Genomic DNA, 19,424 nt, shown 5'->3' with positions numbered 1-19,424 from the left:
GGCTCATTCACCCACAAGGAACCATCATGCAGCAACTGACCGGCAAGGTCGCCATCATCACGGGCGCCAGTTCAGGCATCGGTTACGAAGCGGCCAAGCTGTTCGCGCGCGAGGGCGCGGACCTGGTCCTGGTGGCGCGGCGCCAGGCCGAACTGGAACGCCTGGTGGCGGACATCGAGGCCGCCGGCGGCCGCGCCGTGCCGCTGGCCGGCGACGTGCGCGACGAGGCCGTGGCCGAAGCCGCCGTCACCGTCGCCGAGCGCCGCTTCGGCGGACTGGACATCGCCTTCAACAACGCCGGCATGACCGGCGAGGCCGTGCCCCTGCACCAGCTCGCGCCCGACGCATGGCGCCAGATCCTGGACACCAACCTGGGCAGCGCCTTCCTCGGCGCGCGCCACCAGATCCCGGCCCTGTTGCGGCGCGGCGGCGGCTCGCTGGTCTTCACGTCCACGTTCGTCGGCCATACCGCGGGCTTTCCGGGCATGGGCGCCTACGCCGCCAGCAAGGCCGGCCTGATCGGCCTGGTCCAGGCCATCGCCGTGGAATACGGCGCCCAGGGCATCCGCGCCAACGCCCTGCTGCCCGGCGGCACCGACACGCCGATGGGCCGCGCCTCGATGGACTCGCCCGAGGCGCGCCGCTACATCGAAGGCCTGCACGCGCTCAAGCGCCTGGCCACGCCGGCCGAGATCGCGCGCTCGGCCCTGTACCTGGCCTCGGACGCGTCCAGCTTCACCACCGGCACGGCATTGCTGGTGGATGGCGGGGTGTCGGTCAATCGGGGGTAATAGCGCCGCCGTGGACATTCTCGCGCCGCAGACGCTCGGCGAAGAATCAGTCGATTGTCCTAGAAACACGCAACAAGCTTGATACGTGTGGGCAGGAACCTTAGAAAGTCTCAGGTTCCTGCTTCTTTTGCTTTGGCAGGGCGTAAACCTATATAGATTAAGCTATATACTGGACAGGCTCCGCATTGTGTACGTCATCAACTGGGCAAAGAAGGCCGTCAGGCAATTGTTGAAACTCCCCGTCAGCGATCAACGACGCATCCTTGGAGAAGTCGCCAAACTGGAAGCCTTCCCGGCCATGCACAACATCAAGGCACTCAGCCAACACCAATATGGCTTCCGTCTGCGGATCGGCGCGTACCGCGTCCTGTTTGATGTCGCAACCGCCGTTCGCATCATTGACGTTCAGGAAGTTAAGCGACGCGACGACAATACCTATTGATACCAACCGTGGAACCTCCATGCGCCTGCACCCCACTATTCTCGAGTCCGACGGCAAGCCTGCGTTCGTCGTCCTTCCCTACGCGGAATACCTGGCGTTGACCGGCAAGAAATCGCGCCAGACCCGGCGTCCTGCGCGGGTACCCGCGGATGGCTCGATTCCCCATGAGGTCGTTGCGTTGATGAGCGGAAATGGCTGGAGCATCGTACGCGCGTGGCGCGAGTACCTGGAGATCACCCAGATCGACATGGCCACCCGGCTGGGCATACGTCAACCCAGCTACGCGGCGATGGAAGCCCCCGATGCCAATCCTCGAAAGAGCACGCGTGAGCGCATCGCGGCAGCCCTCGGCATCCAGTTCGACCAGCTCGACGTGTAGCTCGGGAAAAGGAATGGCCCTTCAGGCGGGCCATTCCCCACAGTGATCACCGATTGCCTTAGGTCCGGACGACACCACCGACAGCAAGCTCGCCAAGCCCCCCTCAACTCATATACACGCCGCCATTGATCGCATAGTTCGCGCCCGTCACGAACGCCGCCTCGTCAGAAGCCAGCCAGGCGCACAGCCCGGCCAGGTCCTTGGCGGTGCCCAGGCGGCCCACCGGCACGCTTTCGATGATGCGGTCCAGCAGCGCCGGCGGGAACGCCTTGACGGTGTCGTCGGCGATAAAGCCCGGCGACACCAGGTTGACGGTGACGCCGCGCGCCGCCACTTCCTGCGCCAGCGAACGGGTGAAGCCGATGACGCCGCCCTTGGCGGTGGCGTAGTTGATCTGGCCGATCTGGCCCTTCTCGGCGGCGACCGAACCGATGTTGATGATGCGGCCCCAGCCGCGCTCGGCCATGCCGTCGACCACCTGCTTGGTGCTGTTGAACAGCGTGTCCAGGTTGCTGCGCAGCACCGCCGACCAGTCGGCGTGGCTCATCTGGCGAAAGCGCATGTCGAGCATGGCGCCGGCGTTGTTGACCAGCACGTCGATCTCGCCGACCTCGCGCCGCACCTTGGCGAAGGCCGCCTCGGTCGAGGCCCAGTCGGTGGCGTCGCCTTCCGAGGCGATGAAGTCGTAGCCCAGCGACTTCTGTTCCTTCAGCCAGTGGTCCTTGCGCGACGAGCGCGGCCCGCAGCCGGCGATGACGCGGTGGCCCGCGTGGTGCAGCGCCTGGCAGATCGCGGTGCCCGTGTGGCCCATCCCGCTGGTGACGTAAGCAATGCGCAAAGCCATGAACGTTCTCCTTTCAAGAAACGCGTAGAGGCGCGGCCGTCAGGCGACGGAACCGACCAGGGGGAACAGGCCGAACGCCAGCGCGGCCGCCAGCATCACCAGGCACACCATCGTGGCCCACTTGAGCGAATAGCGCTGGTGGTCGCCGAACTCGACGCCCGCCAGGCCCACCAGCAGGTAGGTCGACGGCACCAGCGGGCTGAGCAGGTGCACCGGCTGACCGATCAGCGAGGCGCGCGCCATTTCCACCGGCGAGATGCCGTAGCCCTGCGCGGCTTCGCTCAGGATCGGCAGCACGCCGAAGTAGAAGGCGTCGTTCGACATGAAGAAGGTGAACGGCAGGCTGACCAGCGCGGTGATGCCGGCCAGGTACGGCCCGAGCGCGTCGGGGATCACCGCCAGCAGGCTGCGCGACATGGCTTCGACCATGCCCGTGCCCGACAGGATGCCGGTGAAGATGCCCGCCGCGAAGATCAGCGACACCACCGACAGCACGTTGCCGGCGTGTTGCGCCACGCGGCGGCGCTGCTCGGCCAGGTTCGGATAGTTGATGATCAGGGCGATCGCGAAGGCGATCATGAACAGCACCGGCAGCGGCAGCACGCCCATCACCAGGCTCACCATCAGCGCCAGCGTCAGGCCGGCGTTGACCCACAGCAGCCTGGGACGGCGCAGGTCGTGGTCGACCTCGATCTCGGGCAGGTTCTTGGGACCGTCCTCGTCGTAGCCGGCGTGCAGCGAGGCGCCGTCGGGCAGCGACAGCACGCCCAGGCGGCGGCGTTCGCGCAGGCCCAGGAAGAAGGCCAGGACCAGGATCGCGACGATGGCCACGCCCATCACCGGCACCAGCGGCACGAAGATGTCGCCGGCGTCCACGTGCAGCGCGCTGGCGGCGCGCGCGGTCGGCCCGCCCCACGGCGTCAGGTTCATGACGCCGCTGGCCAGCATCGCCAGACAGGTCATGGACAGCGCGTTCATCTTCAGGCGGCGGTACAGCGGCAGCATCGACGCGACCACGATCATGTAGGTGGTGGAGCCGTCGCCATCCAGCGAGATCACCAGCGCCAGCACGGTGGTGCCGACCACGATCTTGAGCGGGTCGCCCTTCACGGCGCGCAGGATGCGGCCGACGATGGGGTCGAACAGGCCGGCGTCGATCATCACGCCGAAGTAGAGGATGGCGAACATCAGCATGACGCCGGTGGGCGCGATCTTGCGGATGCCGTCGAGCATCATCTTGTCGATGCCGGCGCCGAAGCCGCCGAGCAGGGCGAAGAGGATGGGGACGAGGATCAGCGCCACCAGGGGCGACAGGCGCTTGGTCATGATCAGCGTCATGAACGTGATCACCATGCCGAAGCCAAGCAGGGTCAATAGCATGAGGGGTATCTCCGGGCTCGTTGTTATTTGCACGCCGGTGGGGCGCTGGGGCGGAAGACTAGGAAGAAAAGCTGTCTGGAACCTGTCGTTTTTTTTAGGGCCGGGGTCGGGTGGGGAGTGGGTGACAAAGGAGATGTAGGCCGTCCAGGGCGGGCGGGTGTCGCGGGGCGCGCCTGCGATTGCGGTCCGGAGCGTTCGCTCCGGACTGCCCCTTCCTCATCCTCGTCCTCGCCTGCGGCGACTCCTTCGGATTCCGTCGGGCGCATCTGACGGCGCGCTCCGCGACACCCGCCCCACCCCGGACTACCGGTGTCTTGGTTTGGTGCGTTGCTGGACCTCGGCGGCGTGGGAGCGGTTTGGGGGGCCCGCCTTTTTGGGCCGCGCGGGCGGCCCAAACGGCTTACGCGGTGGGGGATGGCGTGAGGGTGTTCGCTGCGCGCTGATGGGGAATCTGGGAGCTATGACAGGGCGTTACAAGGGGACGGATGTAGTCGCTGGGTGCGCGGGTGGCGTGGGGCGCTATGCGACAATCTCGCGCATGCGGATTCTGGTGATCGAAGATGATGAGGACCTGGCCGACGCGCTCGTACGGCGACTGCGTCGTCTTGGGCATGCCGTCGATTGCCAGATGGATGGGTTGAACGCGGACGGGGTGTTGCAGTACGAGACCTTTGACCTGGTGATCCTGGATATCGGATTGCCGCGCATGTCGGGGTTCGAGATCCTGCATCGGTTGCGGGATCGGGGCAGCAAGACGCCGGTGCTGGCGTTGACGGCGCGCATCGATATCGAGGATCGGGTGCATGCGCTGGATACGGGGGCCGATGATTACCTGGCCAAGCCGTTCGACTTCCGCGAGCTGGAAGCGCGCTGCCGGGCGTTGCTGCGGCGGCCCAGCGTGCAGGCAGCGGGAGTGTTGCGGTTTGGCGAGCTGGTGATCGACAGCGCGGCGCGGCAGGTCAGCCTGGCGGGGCAGCGCATCGATCTGCCCAAGCGCGAGTACAGCCTGCTCGAGATCCTGCTGGCCGGCATGAACCGCGCGGTCAGCAAGGCCGAGATCGCCAACAAGCTGTTCGCGTTCGATGACGACGCCGCGCCCAATGCCATCGAGGTCTACATCGCGCGATTGCGCAAGAAGCTGGAAGGCTCGCCGCTGCGCATCGAGACGCAGCGCGGCACGGGTTATCTGCTGACGGCGGCCGGGGATGCCGACGCCGCCCTGGCGCCACGGGACTGAGGCGGTGCCGTCCCACCGCATTTCCGTGCGCCGGCGCCTGCTGGCGATGCTGCTGGCGCTGTTCGTGGTCGGGCTGAGCGCGCTGTACCTGCTGGTGCGCGGCTATGCGCAGCAGACCGCCGACACCACCTACGACCAACTGCTGCGCGCCTCGGTGCTGTCGATGGCGGACAGCCTGCAGCTGGTGCAGGGCGAGTGGCAGATGGACATGCCCTACGCCGCCCTGGCACTGCTGGAACAGGCGCCGCGCGACCGCGTGTTCTACCGCGTGGCGGCCGCCGACGGCGCGCTGATCTCCGGTTACGCCGACCTGGCCGCCCCGCCCGGCCACGGCGCCGATGCCGCGGCCGCGCCGCAACTGTTCACCACCGGCTACCAGGGCCAGCCCGTGCGGGTGGCATGGATGGAGCGCAAGATCGCCGGCCCGCGCGCCACCGAAACCGCGCTGATCCAGGTGGCGCAAACGCGCGAGGCGCGCAACGCGCTGGCCGAGAGCATCCTGTGGCAGGGCACGCTGACGCTGATCGGCTTCACCGCCGCGGCGCTGGCGCTGGCCTATTGGGGCCTGCAGCGCTCGCTCTCGCCGATCCAGCGCATCGAGCGCGAGCTGGCCGCGCGCAGCGCCGCCGACCTGCATCCGATCGCCGCGCCGGTGCCCGAGGAACTGGACACGCTGGTGCATTCGCTCGACGGCTTCATGGCGCGGCTGTCCGAGAACCTCGATACCCTGCGCCTGTTCATCGCCGAGGCCGCGCACCAGCTGCGCACGCCGCTGGCGGCGCTGCACGCGCAGATGGAAGTGGCGCTGGACGAGGAAGATCCGGCCGAACAGCGCCGCAGCCTGCTGGCGGTGCTGCGCAACGCCGAAAAGCTGTCGCGGCTGGTGAACCAGCTGCTCAGCGACGCCAGCGTCATCCATCGCAGCAACGTGCGCAAGTTCGGCCCCGTGGATCTGGCCGAGCTGCTGTCCCAGGCCGTCTACGACACCGTGCCGCAGGCCGACCCGCAACCCGACGTGCGGCTGCGCCTGCCCGACGCGGAAGATGGCGCGCCGCCCCGCATCGCGGGCGACAGCCTGATGCTGCGCGAGGCCTTCAAGAACCTGATCGACAACGCCCTGCGTCATGGCGCCTCGGCCGACGGCCACATCGACGTGCGGCTCGAACGCCACGACGCCGGCTGGCGCATCACCGTGGCCGACCAGGGGCCCGGCATCCCGCCCGCGCTGGCGCAAAGCGCCTTCGAGCGTTTCTCGCGCGGCCCCAACCCGCGCACGCCCGGCGCCGGCCTGGGGCTGTCCATCATCAAGCGCGTGGTCGACATCCACCAGGGCCGGCTCAGTCTCAGCAACCGCCCCGGCGGCGGCCTCGAAGCCGTCGTCTACCTGCCCGCCAACGCCCATGACGCCTAGATTTCCCCTGCTCGCGCGCCTGGCCGCGGCCGGCGCCGCCCTGCTCCTGACGAGCGCCAGCCCCGCCGCCGAGACCAGCGCCGACGGCCTGACGCTGGGCCCGGCCGACAGCAAGCACGTGCTGGTGCTGCACGCCTCCAACAGCGTGCAGGTGTTTCGCGGCGTGCTGGAGGACTTCAGCCAGCTCAACCCCGGCGTGCGCCTCGAATACACGGAGCTGTCGACCCAGGCGCTGTATGCCGAAGTGACCGCCCGCGCCGCGCAGGCCCCGGGCGAGAAGGCCGGCCCCGACCTGGTCATCAGCAGCGCCATGGACCTGCAGACCAAGCTGGTCAACGACGGCCATGCGCAGCCGCACGTGTCGCCGGACACCCGCGCCCTGCCCGCCTGGGCCAACTGGCGCGACGAGGTCTTCAGCATCGGCACCGATCCCATCGTGATGGTCTACGACACCCGCACGCTAGACGCAGCGCGCGCGCCGCGCACCCGCCGCGAACTGCTGGCCCTGCTGCAGGCGCCCGACCAGCCGCTGGCCGGCCGCATCTCGACCTACGACGTCGAAGGCAGCGGCATCGGCTACCTGGCCGCCACCCAGGACGCGCGCCTGGACAGCCTGGCCGGCGCGCTGCTGGCCGCCTTCGGCCGCAACGGCGTGAGCGTCCACGAATCGACCGAGCACGCGCTCGACAAGCTCGAACGCGGCGAGATCACGCTGGCCTACAACCTGCTGGAATCCTATACCCGCCACCGCATCGACCAGGGCGCGCCGCTGGCCATCCTCTATCCGCAGGACTACACGCTAATGCTGTCGCGCTCGGCCATCATTCCGCGGCAGGCGCCGCGCGCCGACCTGGGCGCGCGCTTTCTCGACTACCTGCTGTCGCCGCGCGGCCAGGACATGCTCGCGCGCCAATCCGGCATGCGGCCGGTCGGCGCCTCGGTGGTGCCGGCGGCGGGGGTGCGGCCGGTGGCGCTGGGCGTGGGCTTGCTGGTGTACCTGGATCCGCTGAAGAAGCGCCACTTCCTCGACCTGTGGCGCGCGGCGGCGCAACCGCCCGGCAAGGCGGACTGACAAGGTCGACTGACAAGGCGGCCCGCACCGCGACGTCAGCGGTCTGTCAAGGCGGATTGAGGCCGCCTGTACACGGCGGCGACGGCCTGCCAGCCGCGACCGGAGGCTGGCCGTTCCATGGCCAGGGACGCTAGCCGCCCAGTTGCCCGCCCGCGCGCACCAGGTCCGCCAGCGTGCGCACCTGCATCTTGCGCATGACGCGCCCGCGCCGCACCTTGACCGTGATCTCGCTGACGTTGAGTTCGGCCGCGATCTGCTTGTTCAGCATGCCGCGCACCACCCGCTCCATCACCGCCTTCTCGCCGTCGGTCAAGCTGTCCCAGCGGGCCTGGACCTCGTCCGAACCCGACGCGCTGGCCAGTTGCGCGCGATCCTTCTCGACCGCCGCGTGGATGGTGTCCAGCAGGTCCTGGTCGCGGAAAGGCTTGGTCAGGAAGTCCACCGCGCCCAGCTTCATCGCCGCGACCGACATGGGGATGTCGCCGTGGCCGGTGATCATCACCACCGGCATGCGCCGCCGCGCCTGCTGCAGGCGCCGCAGCAGGTCCATGCCGCTCAATCCCGGCAGGCGCACGTCCAGCACCAGGCAGGCCGGGCCGGCGCCCGGATCGGCGTCCAGGAATTCCTGCGCCGAGCCATAGCCGCGCACCGGCAGGCCGACCGAATGCATCAGGTCCTCCAGCGACTCGCGCAGCGAGGCGTCGTCATCGACGATGTGGATCGTGGCCGGCTCGGGCCGCGTGCTTGCGATCATGCAGACTCATCCTCGGCCGCCGCCGGCAGCATGAAACAGAACACCGCGCCCTCGCGCGCGGCGGGCTCGGCCCACAACCTGCCGCCGTGGCTCTCGATGATGCCGCGGCTGATGGTCAGGCCCAGGCCGGTGCCCTCCGGCTTGGTGCTCCAGAAGGTATCGAACAGGCGCTCGCGCGCCTGCGGGTCCAGGCCCGGGCCGGTGTCGGTCAACGAACACTGCACCTGCCCCGGCTCCTGGCACGACAGGCGCAGCGTCAGATGGCGCGCGCCGGCCGGGGTCTGCTGCATCGCCTCGATGGCGTTGAGCACCAGGTTGACCAGCACCTGCCCCAGCTGCACGCGATCGCCCAGCACCGCCGGCACGCGCTCCTGGATGCGGGTGGACACCACCACTTCGTTGCGCGCCAGTTCGCCGCCGGCCAGTTCCAGCACCTCGCCGATCACGTCGGCCAGGTCCAGCCGCTCGCGTTGCGGCGCGGCATTGCGCGCATCGCGGCGGATGCGCGCCACCACCTCGCTGGCGCGGTGCACGTCGCCGGTCATGCGCTGCAACGCGCGCAGGGCCCGCTCGATGTTGGGCGGATCGTGCTCCAGCCAGCGCTGGCAGGCGCTGCCGCTGGTGGCGATGGCCGCCAGCGGCTGGTTGATCTCGTGCGCGATCGACGCGGTCAGCTCGCCCAGGCTGTGGATGCGCGCCATGCGCGCCAGCTGCGTGCGCGCCTCGAACGCCGCGTCCTCGGCCGCCGCCCGCTTGAGCGCCAGGTAGGTGGTCACGCCGATGGCGGCGATGCTGATGAGCGCATTGATCAGCCCCAGCTCGCGCAGCACGCCGCCGTTGGGCGTGAGGTACAGGCTGAGCAGCGTCAACGCCGCGCACGCCACCGCCACAATGGTGACGCCGCGCCGCGGCAGGAAGCTCAGCGCCGCCAGGATCACCGCCACGTAGAACACCGCCACGGCGATTTCCAGGCGGGTGAAGGTGTCCACCAGGAACACCAGCGCCATCAGCGCCACCAGCAACGCGACGCCCGCGCCGGGACGCTGCTTCAGATACCTGGCCGGCTTGAGGAACATGGCGCTGCCACCCCGTTGAATGGACGCCGGCGCCGGGCCCCGATGGCCGCGCGCCGCGAGACGCCATTGTAGAGACAGGCGCGGACCGCGGCGCACTTTCGGAAAGCCGGCATATACCAAGGTATATCCCCGCCATCCCAATGGCGCCTCGCCCGCGCAGGGGCCGGTTCCTATAATTTTCGGGTCCCCCAACGACGCGTCCGCAGGGCGCGCCGTCCCGCCAACGCCTACCGGCAGCCTCCCCATGAAACCGTCCATCAAGGCCCTCTGGATCGTCCGCGGCGCCGTGCTCGTCGGCATCTGGATCGCGCTCGGCGTGATCCAGGCGCTGCACCGCATCGCCTGAGGCAGGCGGGCGGCGCCTTGCCGCCCGCCTGCCCGTCCCGCCGTCAGGGCAGGAAACACAGGATCCCGCCCACGCCCAACGTCCACGCCAGCAGCATCGGCACCAACAGCCGCAGCGGGATCAGCGGACCGTCCGGCAGGTCCGGCGTCTGTCCGGGCCGGCGCAAGGCGGCCCGTTCGACCTCGTAGGCGTGCATGTCGCGCGAGAACTTGCGCATTTCCTCGAACGCTTTTTCCATGTCGTCTCTCCCGGCATGTCAGTACCAGCGGCCATAGCGGCGGATGTAGAAGGTCTTGACCTGCTGCGTCAGCGCGATGTAGCCCAGGATGGTCAGCGCCAGCCAGCCGAAGTAGATCGGCGGCAGGGCCACGAACCCGATCGACTCGGCGATCGGCGAGAACGGCAGCCAGCACGCCAGCGCGATCGCGGCGGTGGTCGACAACAGCACCGGCAGCGACGCCGTGCTCTGCAGGAACGGGATCTTGCGGGTGCGCAGCATGTGCACCACGAAAGTCTGCGATACCAGGCCCTCGATGAACCAGCCCGAATTCATGATGGTCTGGCCGCCGTCGCCGCCGTGCAGGGCATAGGCCGCGCCCGCGCCGAACACCGTCCACATCAGGAAATACGTGGTGATGTCGAACACCGACGAGGTCGGCCCCAGCCACAGCATGAAGCGCTGGATATTGCCCGCTTCCCACTTGCGCGGCTTCTTCAGGAACTCATCGTCCATGCGGTCCCACGGCAGGGTCAGCTGCGAGATGTCGTACACCAGGTTCTGGATCAGCAGCTGCAGCGACAGCATCGGCTCCCACGGCAGCCAGGCCGACGCCACCAGCACCGAGAACACGTTGCCGAAGTTCGAGCTGGCGGTCATGTTCAGGTACTTGAGGATGTTGCCGAAGGTCTCGCGGCCCTTGATGACGCCCTGTTCCAGCACCATCAGGTCTTTTTCCAGCAACACGATGTCGGCGGTCTCCTTGGCGATGTCGGCGCCGCTGTCCACCGAGATGCCGACGTCGGCGTCGCGCAGCGCGGGGGCATCGTTGATGCCGTCGCCCAGGAAGCCCACGGTGTGGCCGTTGGCCTGCAGCGCCTTGACCACCCGCGACTTCTGCAGCGGCGTCAGCTTGGCGAACAGCACCGCGGTCTCGGCGCGGCGGCACAGCGTCACGTCGTCCATCTGCTCGATGTCGGCGCCCAGCAGCACGCGCGCGTCGTCATCGCCCAGATCCAGGCCCACCTCGCGGCAGACCTTGGCCGCCACGATGGGGTTGTCGCCGGTCAGCACCTTCACCGCCACGCCGTAGTCGTTGAGCGCGCGGATCGCGGCCTGCGCCGAATCCTTGGGCGGATCCAGGAACGTCAGGAAGCCGCGCACCACCAGCCCGCTTTCATCGCTGGCCTGGAACTGCGTGCGGCCGCTGTCCTCGAGACGGCGCGAGGCCACCACCAGCACCCGGAAGCCATCGCGGTTGTAGGCCTCGGCGCTGCGCAGCAGGCGCTTGCGCATGGCCGCGTCCAGCGGCCGTTCCTGCCCGTCGATCATCACGCCCGTGCTCACCGCCAGCATTTCCTCGACCGCGCCCTTGGTGATCATCTCCAGGCCGCCGTCGACGCTGCGCACCACCACCGACAGGCGCCGGCGCACGAAGTCGAACGGAATCTCGTCGACCTTCTCGTGATGCGCGCTGCGGTCCCAGCCGCGCAGCTCGCGCGCCCGGGCCAGGATGGCGCGGTCCATCAGGTTGCGCTGGCCGCTCTGGTTGGCGCTGTTCAGCCAGCCCAGGCGCAGCACCTGGTCATCAATATCGCCATCGACGTTGAAATGGTGTTCCAGGATGATGCGGTCCTGCGTCAGCGTGCCGGTCTTGTCGGTGCACAGCACATCCATCGCGCCGAAGTTCTGCACCGAGTTGAGCCGCTTGACCACCACCTTGCGCCGCGCCATCGCCACCGCGCCCTTGGCCAGGTTGGCCGAGACGATCATCGGCAGCATTTCCGGCGTCAGCCCCACCGCCACCGCCAGCGCGAAGGTCAGCGCGGTGACCCAGTCGCCCTTGGTCACGCCGTTGATGACGAACACGATCGGCACCATCACCAGCATGAACTTGATGAGCAGCCACGACACGCTGTTGACGCCGCGGTCGAAGCTGGTCTCGACCCGCTTGGTCGACACCACGTTCTTGGCCAGCGAGCCGAAGTACGTATTCGGCCCGATGCCCACCACCACCGCGGTGGCGGTGCCGCTGACCACGTTGGTGCCCATGAAGCAGATGTTGGCCAGATCCAGCAGATCGGCGTTCTCGCCGGCTTGCGCCTCGGCGCGCTTGGCGCTGACGCTGCCCAGCGTGTCGTACTTCTCGACCGGCAGCGCCTCGCCCGTCAGGATGGCCTGGCTGATGAACAGGTCGCGCGATTGCAGCAGGCGGATGTCGGCCGGAATCATGTCGCCGGCCTGCAGCTCGACGATGTCGCCCGGCACCAGTTCGTTCATCGGCAGTTCGCGCCGCACCGGCTCGCTGGAATGGCTGTCGCGGCGGACCACCGTGGCGGTGCTGCGCACCATCGACTTGAGCTTCTCGGCGGCGCGGCCCGAGCGGTATTCCTGGATGAAGCGCAGCAGGCCGCTGACCGACACCATGGTCAGCATGATGATGATGCCGGTCCAGTCGCGATCGGCCGGCGCCGCGAACTGGATGTCGGTCAGGTACGAGACCGCGGCCAGGCCCAGCAGCACCAGCACGAACGGATTGCGGAAGGCGCGCAGCAATTGCAGCCACGCGGGCGCCGGCTTGTCGTGCGCGACCTCGTTCAGGCCGTCGACGGCGCGGCGGGCCGCGACCTCGGCGTCGCTCAGGCCGGCGCGCTGCGTCTGCAGCGTCTGCAGGCTTTCGTGCACCGACAGGCCGGCATGGCGCGCCACCGGCATGGTGCGGTTCTTGCCCGGCGCGGCGCCGGACGCGGAGGTCTTCTCGCTGCGCGGCCCGCGCGGGGCCGGCAACGAGGCTTCTTGGACTTGCTTCATGTTCGCTGCTCCCGCCCGCGCGCCGTCGGCGGGAGCGCGCCCGGCTCAAGGCGCGAGCGTCCCCCGTCCACGGCCCGCGCGGGCTTGGTGGATAGTGAGAATCGGGTAAGGCGGGATCAATGCGGGACGGGAACGGCCGAGGCCTGCGCGCGCGGCGCCGGCGCCACGCCGACACGCAGCGTATGCACACCGAGCTCGCGGCACAGGTCGCTGAGCCAGGTGATCACGGGCCACGGGTTGCCGCTGTCGCTGCGCAGGCTGATGGCGGTGCAGGCCTGCTCGCCGTCGGTCGAATAACGCACGTCGGCCACGGTCTCAGACCGCTGCCGCAGCTCCTCGTAGAGGCGCTTGCGGATCAGGGCCAGCACCGCGGGGCTGCCGTAGAACGTCAGGTTGATGAAGGCCGGCGCGGGGGCCGCGCGGCGCACGGGGTTGGGGGACAGGATATGGGACAGCATGCGCGTCTCCTGGAAACAGGCGGTTCCGCCCGCAGGGGTTCAGGTGGCGCATGCAAGCCGTCGCGGCTCCGGATCGATCCGGACGGGCGTGGCGGCTGGCAGAAAAAACGTGCAGACCCGCTAGACCCGGCGTGCGCCGTGGGTTCTGGTACTTCCGTCGTCTTCCACGGCGGGCTCCTATAGGGTTGCAACAGGCGGCAGTGTAGGTCTGGGGCGGCGTTCCGAACAGATCATGGGGCGTATACCTTGGTATAGATCCCGGCCCGGGCAGGCATCGCATGCTGGCTGCCCGTCCACGGACGCCGCGCACGCTCAGAAGCGCGTCTGCATGCCGATCCGCACTGTCCGGCCTGGCGCCGGCATGAAACTCTGCGCCAGCGGATCCAGGTAGTAGCGGTTCGTCAGGTTCTGCACCGAGATGCTCACCATCATCTGTTCGCGCAGCCGATAGGTCATGAACAGGTCGAACAGCGTCACTGGGTGGTACACGAGCTGCTTCGTCGTCGGCGTTTCCTGCCATGGCAGGTCGGTCCTGACCGTGGGGCCCGCGGTGTAGGCCATACGGCCGCCCAGCGTCAGCGTTTCGTTGAAGAAGCGCAGGCCGGCGGTCAGGCTCAAGGCCAGCCTGGGCGGATTCTGGGTGTTGGTATACGAACCCATGAAACTTCCCGGCGTGCACGTCGGCGTGTTTTCCGTGTGCCGGGAAGCGCTGGGGTTGTCACGCAAGTGCTGCGCGAAGGCCGCGTCGCAGGTCTCGGTCTTCAGGTAATACGTGGCCGCCAGATCCGCGAACACCCACCCGGCGTCATAGCGCGACTGGAATTCCAATCCGCTGGTCTTGTAGCGATCGGTGTTTCTCATCTGCAGCGCCTTTTCGGTCAGCGCCTCCACGCCGTCATAATCGTAGTAGCGCACGATGTAGTGCTTGATGTTGTTGTTGAAATAGACCAACTTGGCGGCGACCGTGTCGCCATCGGCCAACAGGTTGCCACGCACCGTGCTGGCGCCGAATTCCCAACTGTTGGAACGTTCGGGCTTGAGTCCCCTGCCCGGAGAGAGGCTCATCGTGCCGAGGCTGGTCTCGAACAGCGATGGCAACCGCAGCCCCTGGGTGTACGAGGCATAGACGAAGGTGTCCGGCACCAGTTCCAGGTTCAGGCCCACCGACGGGGCAAAGCCCCCGGCGCGGCTGCGCAGCCTGGGGGCATGCGCATAGCCGGTGACGACCTCTTTCACATCCTCGTCATAGACGCGGGTCGAGCCCGCGCCGAAATCGTCGTACGGCACGCCGACCTCGGGGCGGTTGCTGTCCTGGTACACGATGCCGTTATGCAGGCGCGGATCGGTGGCGTCCGTGTACCGGCCATTCTCGTCCGGCCACCACGTCTGGTAGCCGAAGTTGCCCGGCCACCACCACTCGCCCGGCTTTTTCACCATGATGGCGCGATAGGGGCGCAGTTCGCGGATGGCGGTGGAATACACGCCGCGATCCCTGACGTCGTAATGGCTGTAACGGCCACCGCCCCACAGCGTCAGCGACGCCACCGGCCGGTATTCCAGCTTGCCGTTCAGGCTGAATTCCCGGCGCGAGGCATCGCGCAGCACGCGGTTGCCGTCGATGTCCTGCTGCGTCGTCACGACGCCGCGCTGCGGCCGGATATCCTCGACCTGGAATGAGCCGCCCAGGTTGAGGTTGACATCGCCGTGCGCCGTGCGCCACCGCGAGGTGTTGGCCAGATCGCCGCCGATGCGGCGGTCGGCCTGCCGGGTCCATCTGCGGTCCGTCACATAGGCCTGGGACGCGGGCGCCCACACCGAGGTCAACTGGCTGGTCTTGGCATCCGTCATCCACAGGTTCACCCCCAGGTCCACCAGCGGATTGTCCGCCGGCTGGAACTGGTAGCGCGCCGTATAGGTGTCGATACCGGCTTCGCCCAGCGGATACTGCGTGATGCCCGCCGTGCCGGAACGGATGATGTCCGACGGCATGATTTCGCCGATTTTTCCGTCGTAGCGGCGGTAGCCCAGTTCCAGCGTGTGGCCTGCGGCGGGTCGCAGCGTCAGTTTCAACAGCGTCGACTCGGTTTCGGCCGACGAATTCAACACTTCTTCGCCAGGGTTGTAGGCCTTGGCCACGCTGTTCATCTCGTAGCGACCACCCGGGTAATACATGCGATAACGCTCCCGCCCCTTCTTGCCCGAGAAGTAGTTGCCCTGGTTGCGGTGCGCGTAGGCCGCCACGAAGTCGAGGCGGTCGTTGGCATAGGCAAACGCCAGGCTGCCCGATTCCGCGCGCGACCCGAACAGGCTGCCATGGCTATCATGCGGAACGGCTCGCAGATCATTCGCCGAGGGCTCCCCTGTGGAGGAAGATGGAGGATTGACGCCACGATGCGGCGGCGCCACGCCGTTGTTCCATAACTCGCCCTTCAGGCGCAGGCCGATCTGGCTGCCTTCCGTCAGGATGTCCCGCACGCTCAGCGTGCGCATTTCCACCGAACCGCCGATGGCGCCGGACGTCACGGAGGGACCTTTGTTGACGGTCACGTCGCTGATCAGGTCCGGGTCGATATAGCTGCGCTGGGCCGTGCCCGCGTATCCCCGGTACACGTCCAGCGCCTGCTCGGAGCCATCGACCCGCACCGCCACCCGGCTCTGCCCCTGGATGCCGCGGATGTTGACGTCCAGCGCCCCGCCATTGCGGCTGTCGCCGACCTGCACGCCCGGTATGCCGGCCAGCAGGTCGCCGACCGACACGCGGCCGAACCGGTCGAGGTCCTGACTCGACAGGTACGCCGAGGAACGCGGCGCGGTGTACACCGCTTTCTCGGGCAAGGCGTCGGCGTCGACCTCGACCGGCGGCAGCACGACCGATCCGGCCGCTTCCCCCGGCACCGCCACCAGCACGTAACCCGACACACCCCGGCGGGCCGCCAGCCCCGTGTCGCGCAGCAGCTGCGCAAAGCCTTCATCCACCTCGTAGCGACCATGCAGCCCCGCGCTCTGTTGCCCGGCAACCTGCCCGGCGACCAGCGACAACGCCACGCCCGACTGCGCCGCGTAGCGGCTCAGCACCTGCGCCAGCGGCCCGGCGCTGATGTCGTACTGCACCCGCGCCGGCTGCGCCTGCGCCGCTGGCCAGGACGCGCCGCCCAGGACGGCGAGCGTCAGCCGGCAGGCCAGGGCCAATCCGGCGGCGGCGCGGGATCGCGGAAAAGGGGAACGGCGGCGCGGGCGCGCCCGGTACGGTCGGTGCATGGTCTGCCTCCTCGGCGTGAACGCCAGGGCGGATCCATGCAACAAGCAGGGCCCTGGTCATCGTCTTCAAGAGACATGACGCGCCGGGCCGCGAAACGCGAACGCAGAATGGAGAAGATGGCGGGTCAACCGCCGTAAGCAGGACTGTTCCTACACTATCGCCTTCACGCCAGATACGCCGCCACCTCGTCCGGCGTCAGGTAGCGCGTGAACGTCATCGACGGCTGCTGCGCATCGTGGATCGCGCCGTTGAAGCCCGACCAGTTGCGCTTCATGCCCTCGTCGCTTTCCAGCGCGATCAGCACGCGCTTGCCGTGCCTGGCCAGGTTGTCGCGCAGCGCCGCCTCGCCCCAGGCCAAGCGCATGTCGTTGACCAGCGCGCCATTCGCATAGGCATCGGCCTGCAACCACTGGAAGTCGGCGCTGTCGCGCTCGGCGTCCGGCTCGCGCGCTGCGATCTCGCGGCGCACGCCCAGGGGCTGGACGTGGTCGCGCATCAGGTTCTGCAACAGCGTGAAGGCGTGGAAATTGTTGTTGATGCCGTGCGCCCGCGCCACGAAGCCCGTGCCGGAAGCGGGCAACACCACCACGAGCTCTTCCTCGTAGCTGATGCGCGAGGCCAGCCACAGGTAATGCAGCTGCTCGAACGGCAGGTTGTCGTTGAGCGTGGTCATGGCGTACAGCTGGTCCATCAGCCCGGCATCGGCCACGAAGGCCTGGTGATTGCGCTGGTCGCGCATCAGCATGGCCATCATCGGCAGCACCAGCGTATCGATCGCGCCGACGCGCGCATCGAGCTCCCAGCGCTGGTCCTCCGGAATGGCTTCGAGCCGCGCCACCGCCTCGTTCCAGGCCTGGCGGTCGGCCTCCTCCACGTCGGCGTCGCCCTCCTCGACCTCCAGCGCGCAATACGGCCGCAGGGTCTGCAGCCACGGGCCCAGCAACGCCTGCAACGTCGGGAACAGCAGCACGGGATCGGCGCCGTCCTCCACCAGCGAGCCGCACATCAGCGCCAGCGCCGACGCCCGGCTGGGATGCAGCGTCGGCAGCAGTTCGGCGCAGAAACGCAGGCCGGCGTCGGTGTGCGCCGGGTCCTGCGCATCCTCGTAGAACGCGCGGACCTCGGGGCGCTTGAAGAACGCATCGAGGGTTTCCACATCGTCGGCCGAGGTGACGGGGAAACGGAGCGCGGCGGCAAGCGAGGCATGGGTAGCGGACATGGCGGAAAACCGGAGAGTATCGTTGTCGGAGGCAGGGCGAGCCCCGTGTGCGAGCGCGATATCGCGCGCGGTCGGGCGGCGGGCATCGCCCCGCGGGCCAGTGTACAGAACCGTGGCGCGGCGTCGGCGCCACATCCGCGCCATCGCCCCCATGCGCCGCATTGCCTGGACGCGATGGATCTCCTAAAATGCGAAAAACTCTTATTTGCATTTAGGCTGCCCCCTCAGCCCCCCCGGGAGACGCCCATGGAGGCTGACCACTGCGATCCGCGGCAGCAAGTCCATACCCTGTACCGCGACCACCATGCCTGGCTGCAGCATTGGCTGCGGCGGCGCCTGGGCAATGTCGGCGATGCCGCCGACCTGGCCCACGATACCTTCGCCCGCATCCTCGATTCGCGCCTGCCGGCGGTGCTGCACGAGCCGCGCGCCTATCTCACCACCGTGGCCCGCGGCATCCTGGTCAACTGGTACCAGCGCCGCGCGCTGGAACAGGCCTACCTGGAAGCCCTGGCGCGCGTCCCCGAAGACGAAGCGCCCTCGCCCGAGCGCCAGCTCATCATCCTGCAGACCCTGCACGAGATCGACGCCATGCTGGACGCCCTGCCCGCGCCGGTGCGGCGCGCTTTCCTGCTGTCGCAGATCGAGGGGCTGACCTACGAGGCCATCGCGCGCGAGATCGGCGTGTCCCTCATCACGGTCAAGCGCTACATGGCGCGCGCCTTCCGCCTGTGCCTGGAATGCATGGAATAGGCCCATGAGCCCACTGGGAAACCTCGCATGAACGCCACGGACAACCCCCTCCTGGACGAAGCCGCCGAATGGCTGGTGGCGCTGCATGCCGGCGCCATTTCCACCGAGACGCGCCAGGCCTGGATGGCATGGCGCGCGCGCAGCCCCGCCCACGAGCACGCCTGGCAGCGCGCCGAGCGCCTGATGGCCCGGCTGGGCGACATGCCGGCCGCGCTCGCCATGCCGGCGCTGGACCGGCCGCGCGCGCGCCGCGCCGCCTTGGCCAAGCTGGCCGCGCTGCTGGCCGTCGCGCCCGCGGCCTGGGGCGCCTGGCGCTGGTCCGATGCCGAGGGCTGGACCGCCGACTACCGCAGCGCCACCGGCGAACGGCGCGACATCCGCCTGGACGACGGCACCCGCCTGACGCTGAACACCGGCTCGGCGGTCGACATCCGCTACGACGCCAGCCAGCGCACGGTGCTGCTGCGCGCCGGGGAAATCCACATCGAGACCGCCGGCGACGCCCGCCCCTTCGAAGTCCGCACCCGCGACGGCGTGCTGCGCGCCCTGGGCACGCGCTTCAACGTGCGCCAGCAGGAAGACCACACCCGGCTCGCGGTACAGGAGGGCGCCGTGCGCGTCACCACCGGCCAGGACCTGCGCGTGGTGCGGGCCGGCGAACAGGCCGACTTCTCGGCGCGCGGCATCGACGCCGCGCCGCTCGACCCCGCCGCCACCGCCTGGACGCAAGGCATGCTGCTGGCCGATGGCCAGGCGCTGGGCGACGTGGTGGCCGAGCTGGCGCGCTACCGCAGGGGCGTCGTGCGCTGCGATCCGGCCGTGGCGCGCCTGCGCGTCTCCGGCACCTTCCCGCTGGCCGACACCGACCGCGCGCTGGCGATGCTGGCCGCCACCTATCCGGTGGCGATCGCCTCGCGCCTGGGCGGCTACTGGATCCTGGTGGGGCCGGCCTGACGGCCCGCCCCACGCGGCCCC

17 protein-coding genes are annotated in these 19,424 nt (G+C 68.7%); 8 read left to right on the top strand and 9 right to left on the bottom strand.

Features of this window, described 5'->3' with window-relative positions; all coding sequences use genetic code 11:
- Positions 1-26 precede the first annotated feature (26 nt).
- From H0523_RS01485 to H0523_RS01475, 3 genes are all read left to right on the top strand, one after another.
- The gene (locus tag H0523_RS01485) at positions 27-791 is read left to right on the top strand and encodes an SDR family oxidoreductase (RefSeq protein ID WP_054433399.1); all 765 of its coding nucleotides are present in this window, start codon (positions 27-29) and stop codon (positions 789-791) included.
- A 187-nt stretch (positions 792-978) separates the two neighbouring features.
- Positions 979-1,233, top strand: coding sequence for a type II toxin-antitoxin system RelE family toxin (locus H0523_RS01480; protein WP_054501956.1), 255 nt, complete (start codon positions 979-981; stop codon positions 1,231-1,233).
- 19 nt (positions 1,234-1,252) lie between these two features.
- Positions 1,253-1,612 carry a helix-turn-helix domain-containing protein gene (locus H0523_RS01475; RefSeq protein ID WP_054433400.1) on the top strand — a complete coding sequence of 120 codons (360 nt, stop codon included), beginning with the start codon at positions 1,253-1,255 and terminating at the stop codon, positions 1,610-1,612.
- 103 nt (positions 1,613-1,715) lie between these two features.
- Here H0523_RS01475 and phbB read toward each other — a convergent pair whose 3' ends face one another.
- Together phbB and H0523_RS01465 are read right to left on the bottom strand one after the other, a co-directional pair.
- Positions 1,716-2,456 carry an acetoacetyl-CoA reductase gene (gene phbB / locus H0523_RS01470; protein WP_054433401.1) on the bottom strand — a complete coding sequence of 247 codons (741 nt, stop codon included), beginning with the start codon at positions 2,454-2,456 and terminating at the stop codon, positions 1,716-1,718.
- A gap of 39 nt (positions 2,457-2,495) precedes the next feature.
- Positions 2,496-3,836: a CitMHS family transporter gene (locus H0523_RS01465; protein WP_054433402.1), complete on the bottom strand. Its 1,341-nt coding sequence runs from the start codon at positions 3,834-3,836 to the stop codon at positions 2,496-2,498.
- A gap of 538 nt (positions 3,837-4,374) precedes the next feature.
- On the opposite strand from H0523_RS01465, the gene H0523_RS01460 reads away from it, so the two are divergent.
- The 3 genes from H0523_RS01460 to H0523_RS01450 are packed head-to-tail and all read left to right on the top strand — an operon-like array spanning position 4,375 to position 7,556.
- Entirely contained in the window at positions 4,375-5,073 is a 699-nt protein-coding gene (locus H0523_RS01460) for a response regulator transcription factor (RefSeq protein ID WP_054433403.1), read from the top strand.
- On the top strand, positions 5,042-6,484 hold the full coding sequence (locus tag H0523_RS01455) for a sensor histidine kinase (protein WP_054433404.1): 1,443 nt from the start codon (positions 5,042-5,044) through the stop codon (positions 6,482-6,484). The genes H0523_RS01460 and H0523_RS01455 overlap by 32 nt, the downstream gene beginning before the upstream one ends.
- Positions 6,474-7,556, top strand: a complete 1,083-nt coding sequence (locus H0523_RS01450; protein WP_054433405.1) for an ABC transporter substrate-binding protein — start codon at positions 6,474-6,476, stop codon at positions 7,554-7,556. The genes H0523_RS01455 and H0523_RS01450 overlap by 11 nt, the downstream gene beginning before the upstream one ends.
- Positions 7,557-7,686: 130 nt before the next feature.
- On the opposite strand, the gene H0523_RS01445 is transcribed toward H0523_RS01450, so the two are convergent.
- The 7 genes from H0523_RS01445 to H0523_RS01415 form a co-directional block, all read right to left on the bottom strand.
- Positions 7,687-8,310, bottom strand: coding sequence for a response regulator transcription factor (locus H0523_RS01445; RefSeq protein WP_054433406.1), 624 nt, complete (start codon positions 8,308-8,310; stop codon positions 7,687-7,689).
- On the bottom strand, positions 8,307-9,386 hold the full coding sequence (locus tag H0523_RS01440; protein WP_082404692.1) for a sensor histidine kinase: 1,080 nt from the start codon (positions 9,384-9,386) through the stop codon (positions 8,307-8,309). Before H0523_RS01440 ends, H0523_RS01445 begins: the two co-directional genes overlap by 4 nt.
- A gap of 389 nt (positions 9,387-9,775) precedes the next feature.
- Positions 9,776-9,970 (bottom strand): hypothetical protein, encoded by a 195-nt coding sequence (locus H0523_RS01435; RefSeq protein WP_054461150.1) that lies wholly within the window; start codon positions 9,968-9,970, stop codon positions 9,776-9,778.
- Between the two features lie 18 nt (positions 9,971-9,988).
- Complete coding sequence (gene mgtA, locus H0523_RS01430) at positions 9,989-12,760, bottom strand: magnesium-translocating P-type ATPase (RefSeq protein ID WP_054433407.1); 2,772 nt, start codon at positions 12,758-12,760, stop codon at positions 9,989-9,991.
- A gap of 116 nt (positions 12,761-12,876) precedes the next feature.
- On the bottom strand, positions 12,877-13,218 hold the full coding sequence (locus H0523_RS01425) for a hypothetical protein (RefSeq protein ID WP_054433408.1): 342 nt from the start codon (positions 13,216-13,218) through the stop codon (positions 12,877-12,879).
- Between the two features lie 312 nt (positions 13,219-13,530).
- Positions 13,531-16,476 carry a TonB-dependent receptor gene (locus H0523_RS01420; RefSeq protein WP_082404694.1) on the bottom strand — a complete coding sequence of 982 codons (2,946 nt, stop codon included), beginning with the start codon at positions 16,474-16,476 and terminating at the stop codon, positions 13,531-13,533.
- 164 nt (positions 16,477-16,640) lie between these two features.
- Complete coding sequence (locus H0523_RS01415) at positions 16,641-17,696, bottom strand: hypothetical protein (protein ID WP_054433410.1); 1,056 nt, start codon at positions 17,694-17,696, stop codon at positions 16,641-16,643.
- Positions 17,697-17,942: 246 nt separating this feature from the next.
- Between H0523_RS01415 and H0523_RS01410 the strand changes: the two genes are divergently transcribed.
- Together H0523_RS01410 and H0523_RS01405 are read left to right on the top strand one after the other, a co-directional pair.
- Complete coding sequence (locus tag H0523_RS01410) at positions 17,943-18,449, top strand: sigma-70 family RNA polymerase sigma factor (RefSeq protein WP_054433411.1); 507 nt, start codon at positions 17,943-17,945, stop codon at positions 18,447-18,449.
- Between the two features lie 27 nt (positions 18,450-18,476).
- Entirely contained in the window at positions 18,477-19,403 is a 927-nt protein-coding gene (locus H0523_RS01405; RefSeq protein ID WP_054433412.1) for a FecR domain-containing protein, read from the top strand.
- Positions 19,404-19,424 lie beyond the last annotated feature (21 nt).

Origin of the sequence: Achromobacter insuavis (assembly GCF_902859645.1) — a bacterium.
Taxonomy (GTDB): Bacteria; Pseudomonadota; Gammaproteobacteria; order Burkholderiales; family Burkholderiaceae_B; genus Achromobacter; species Achromobacter insuavis.
This window is presented reverse-complemented; position numbering and strand designations above follow the sequence as displayed.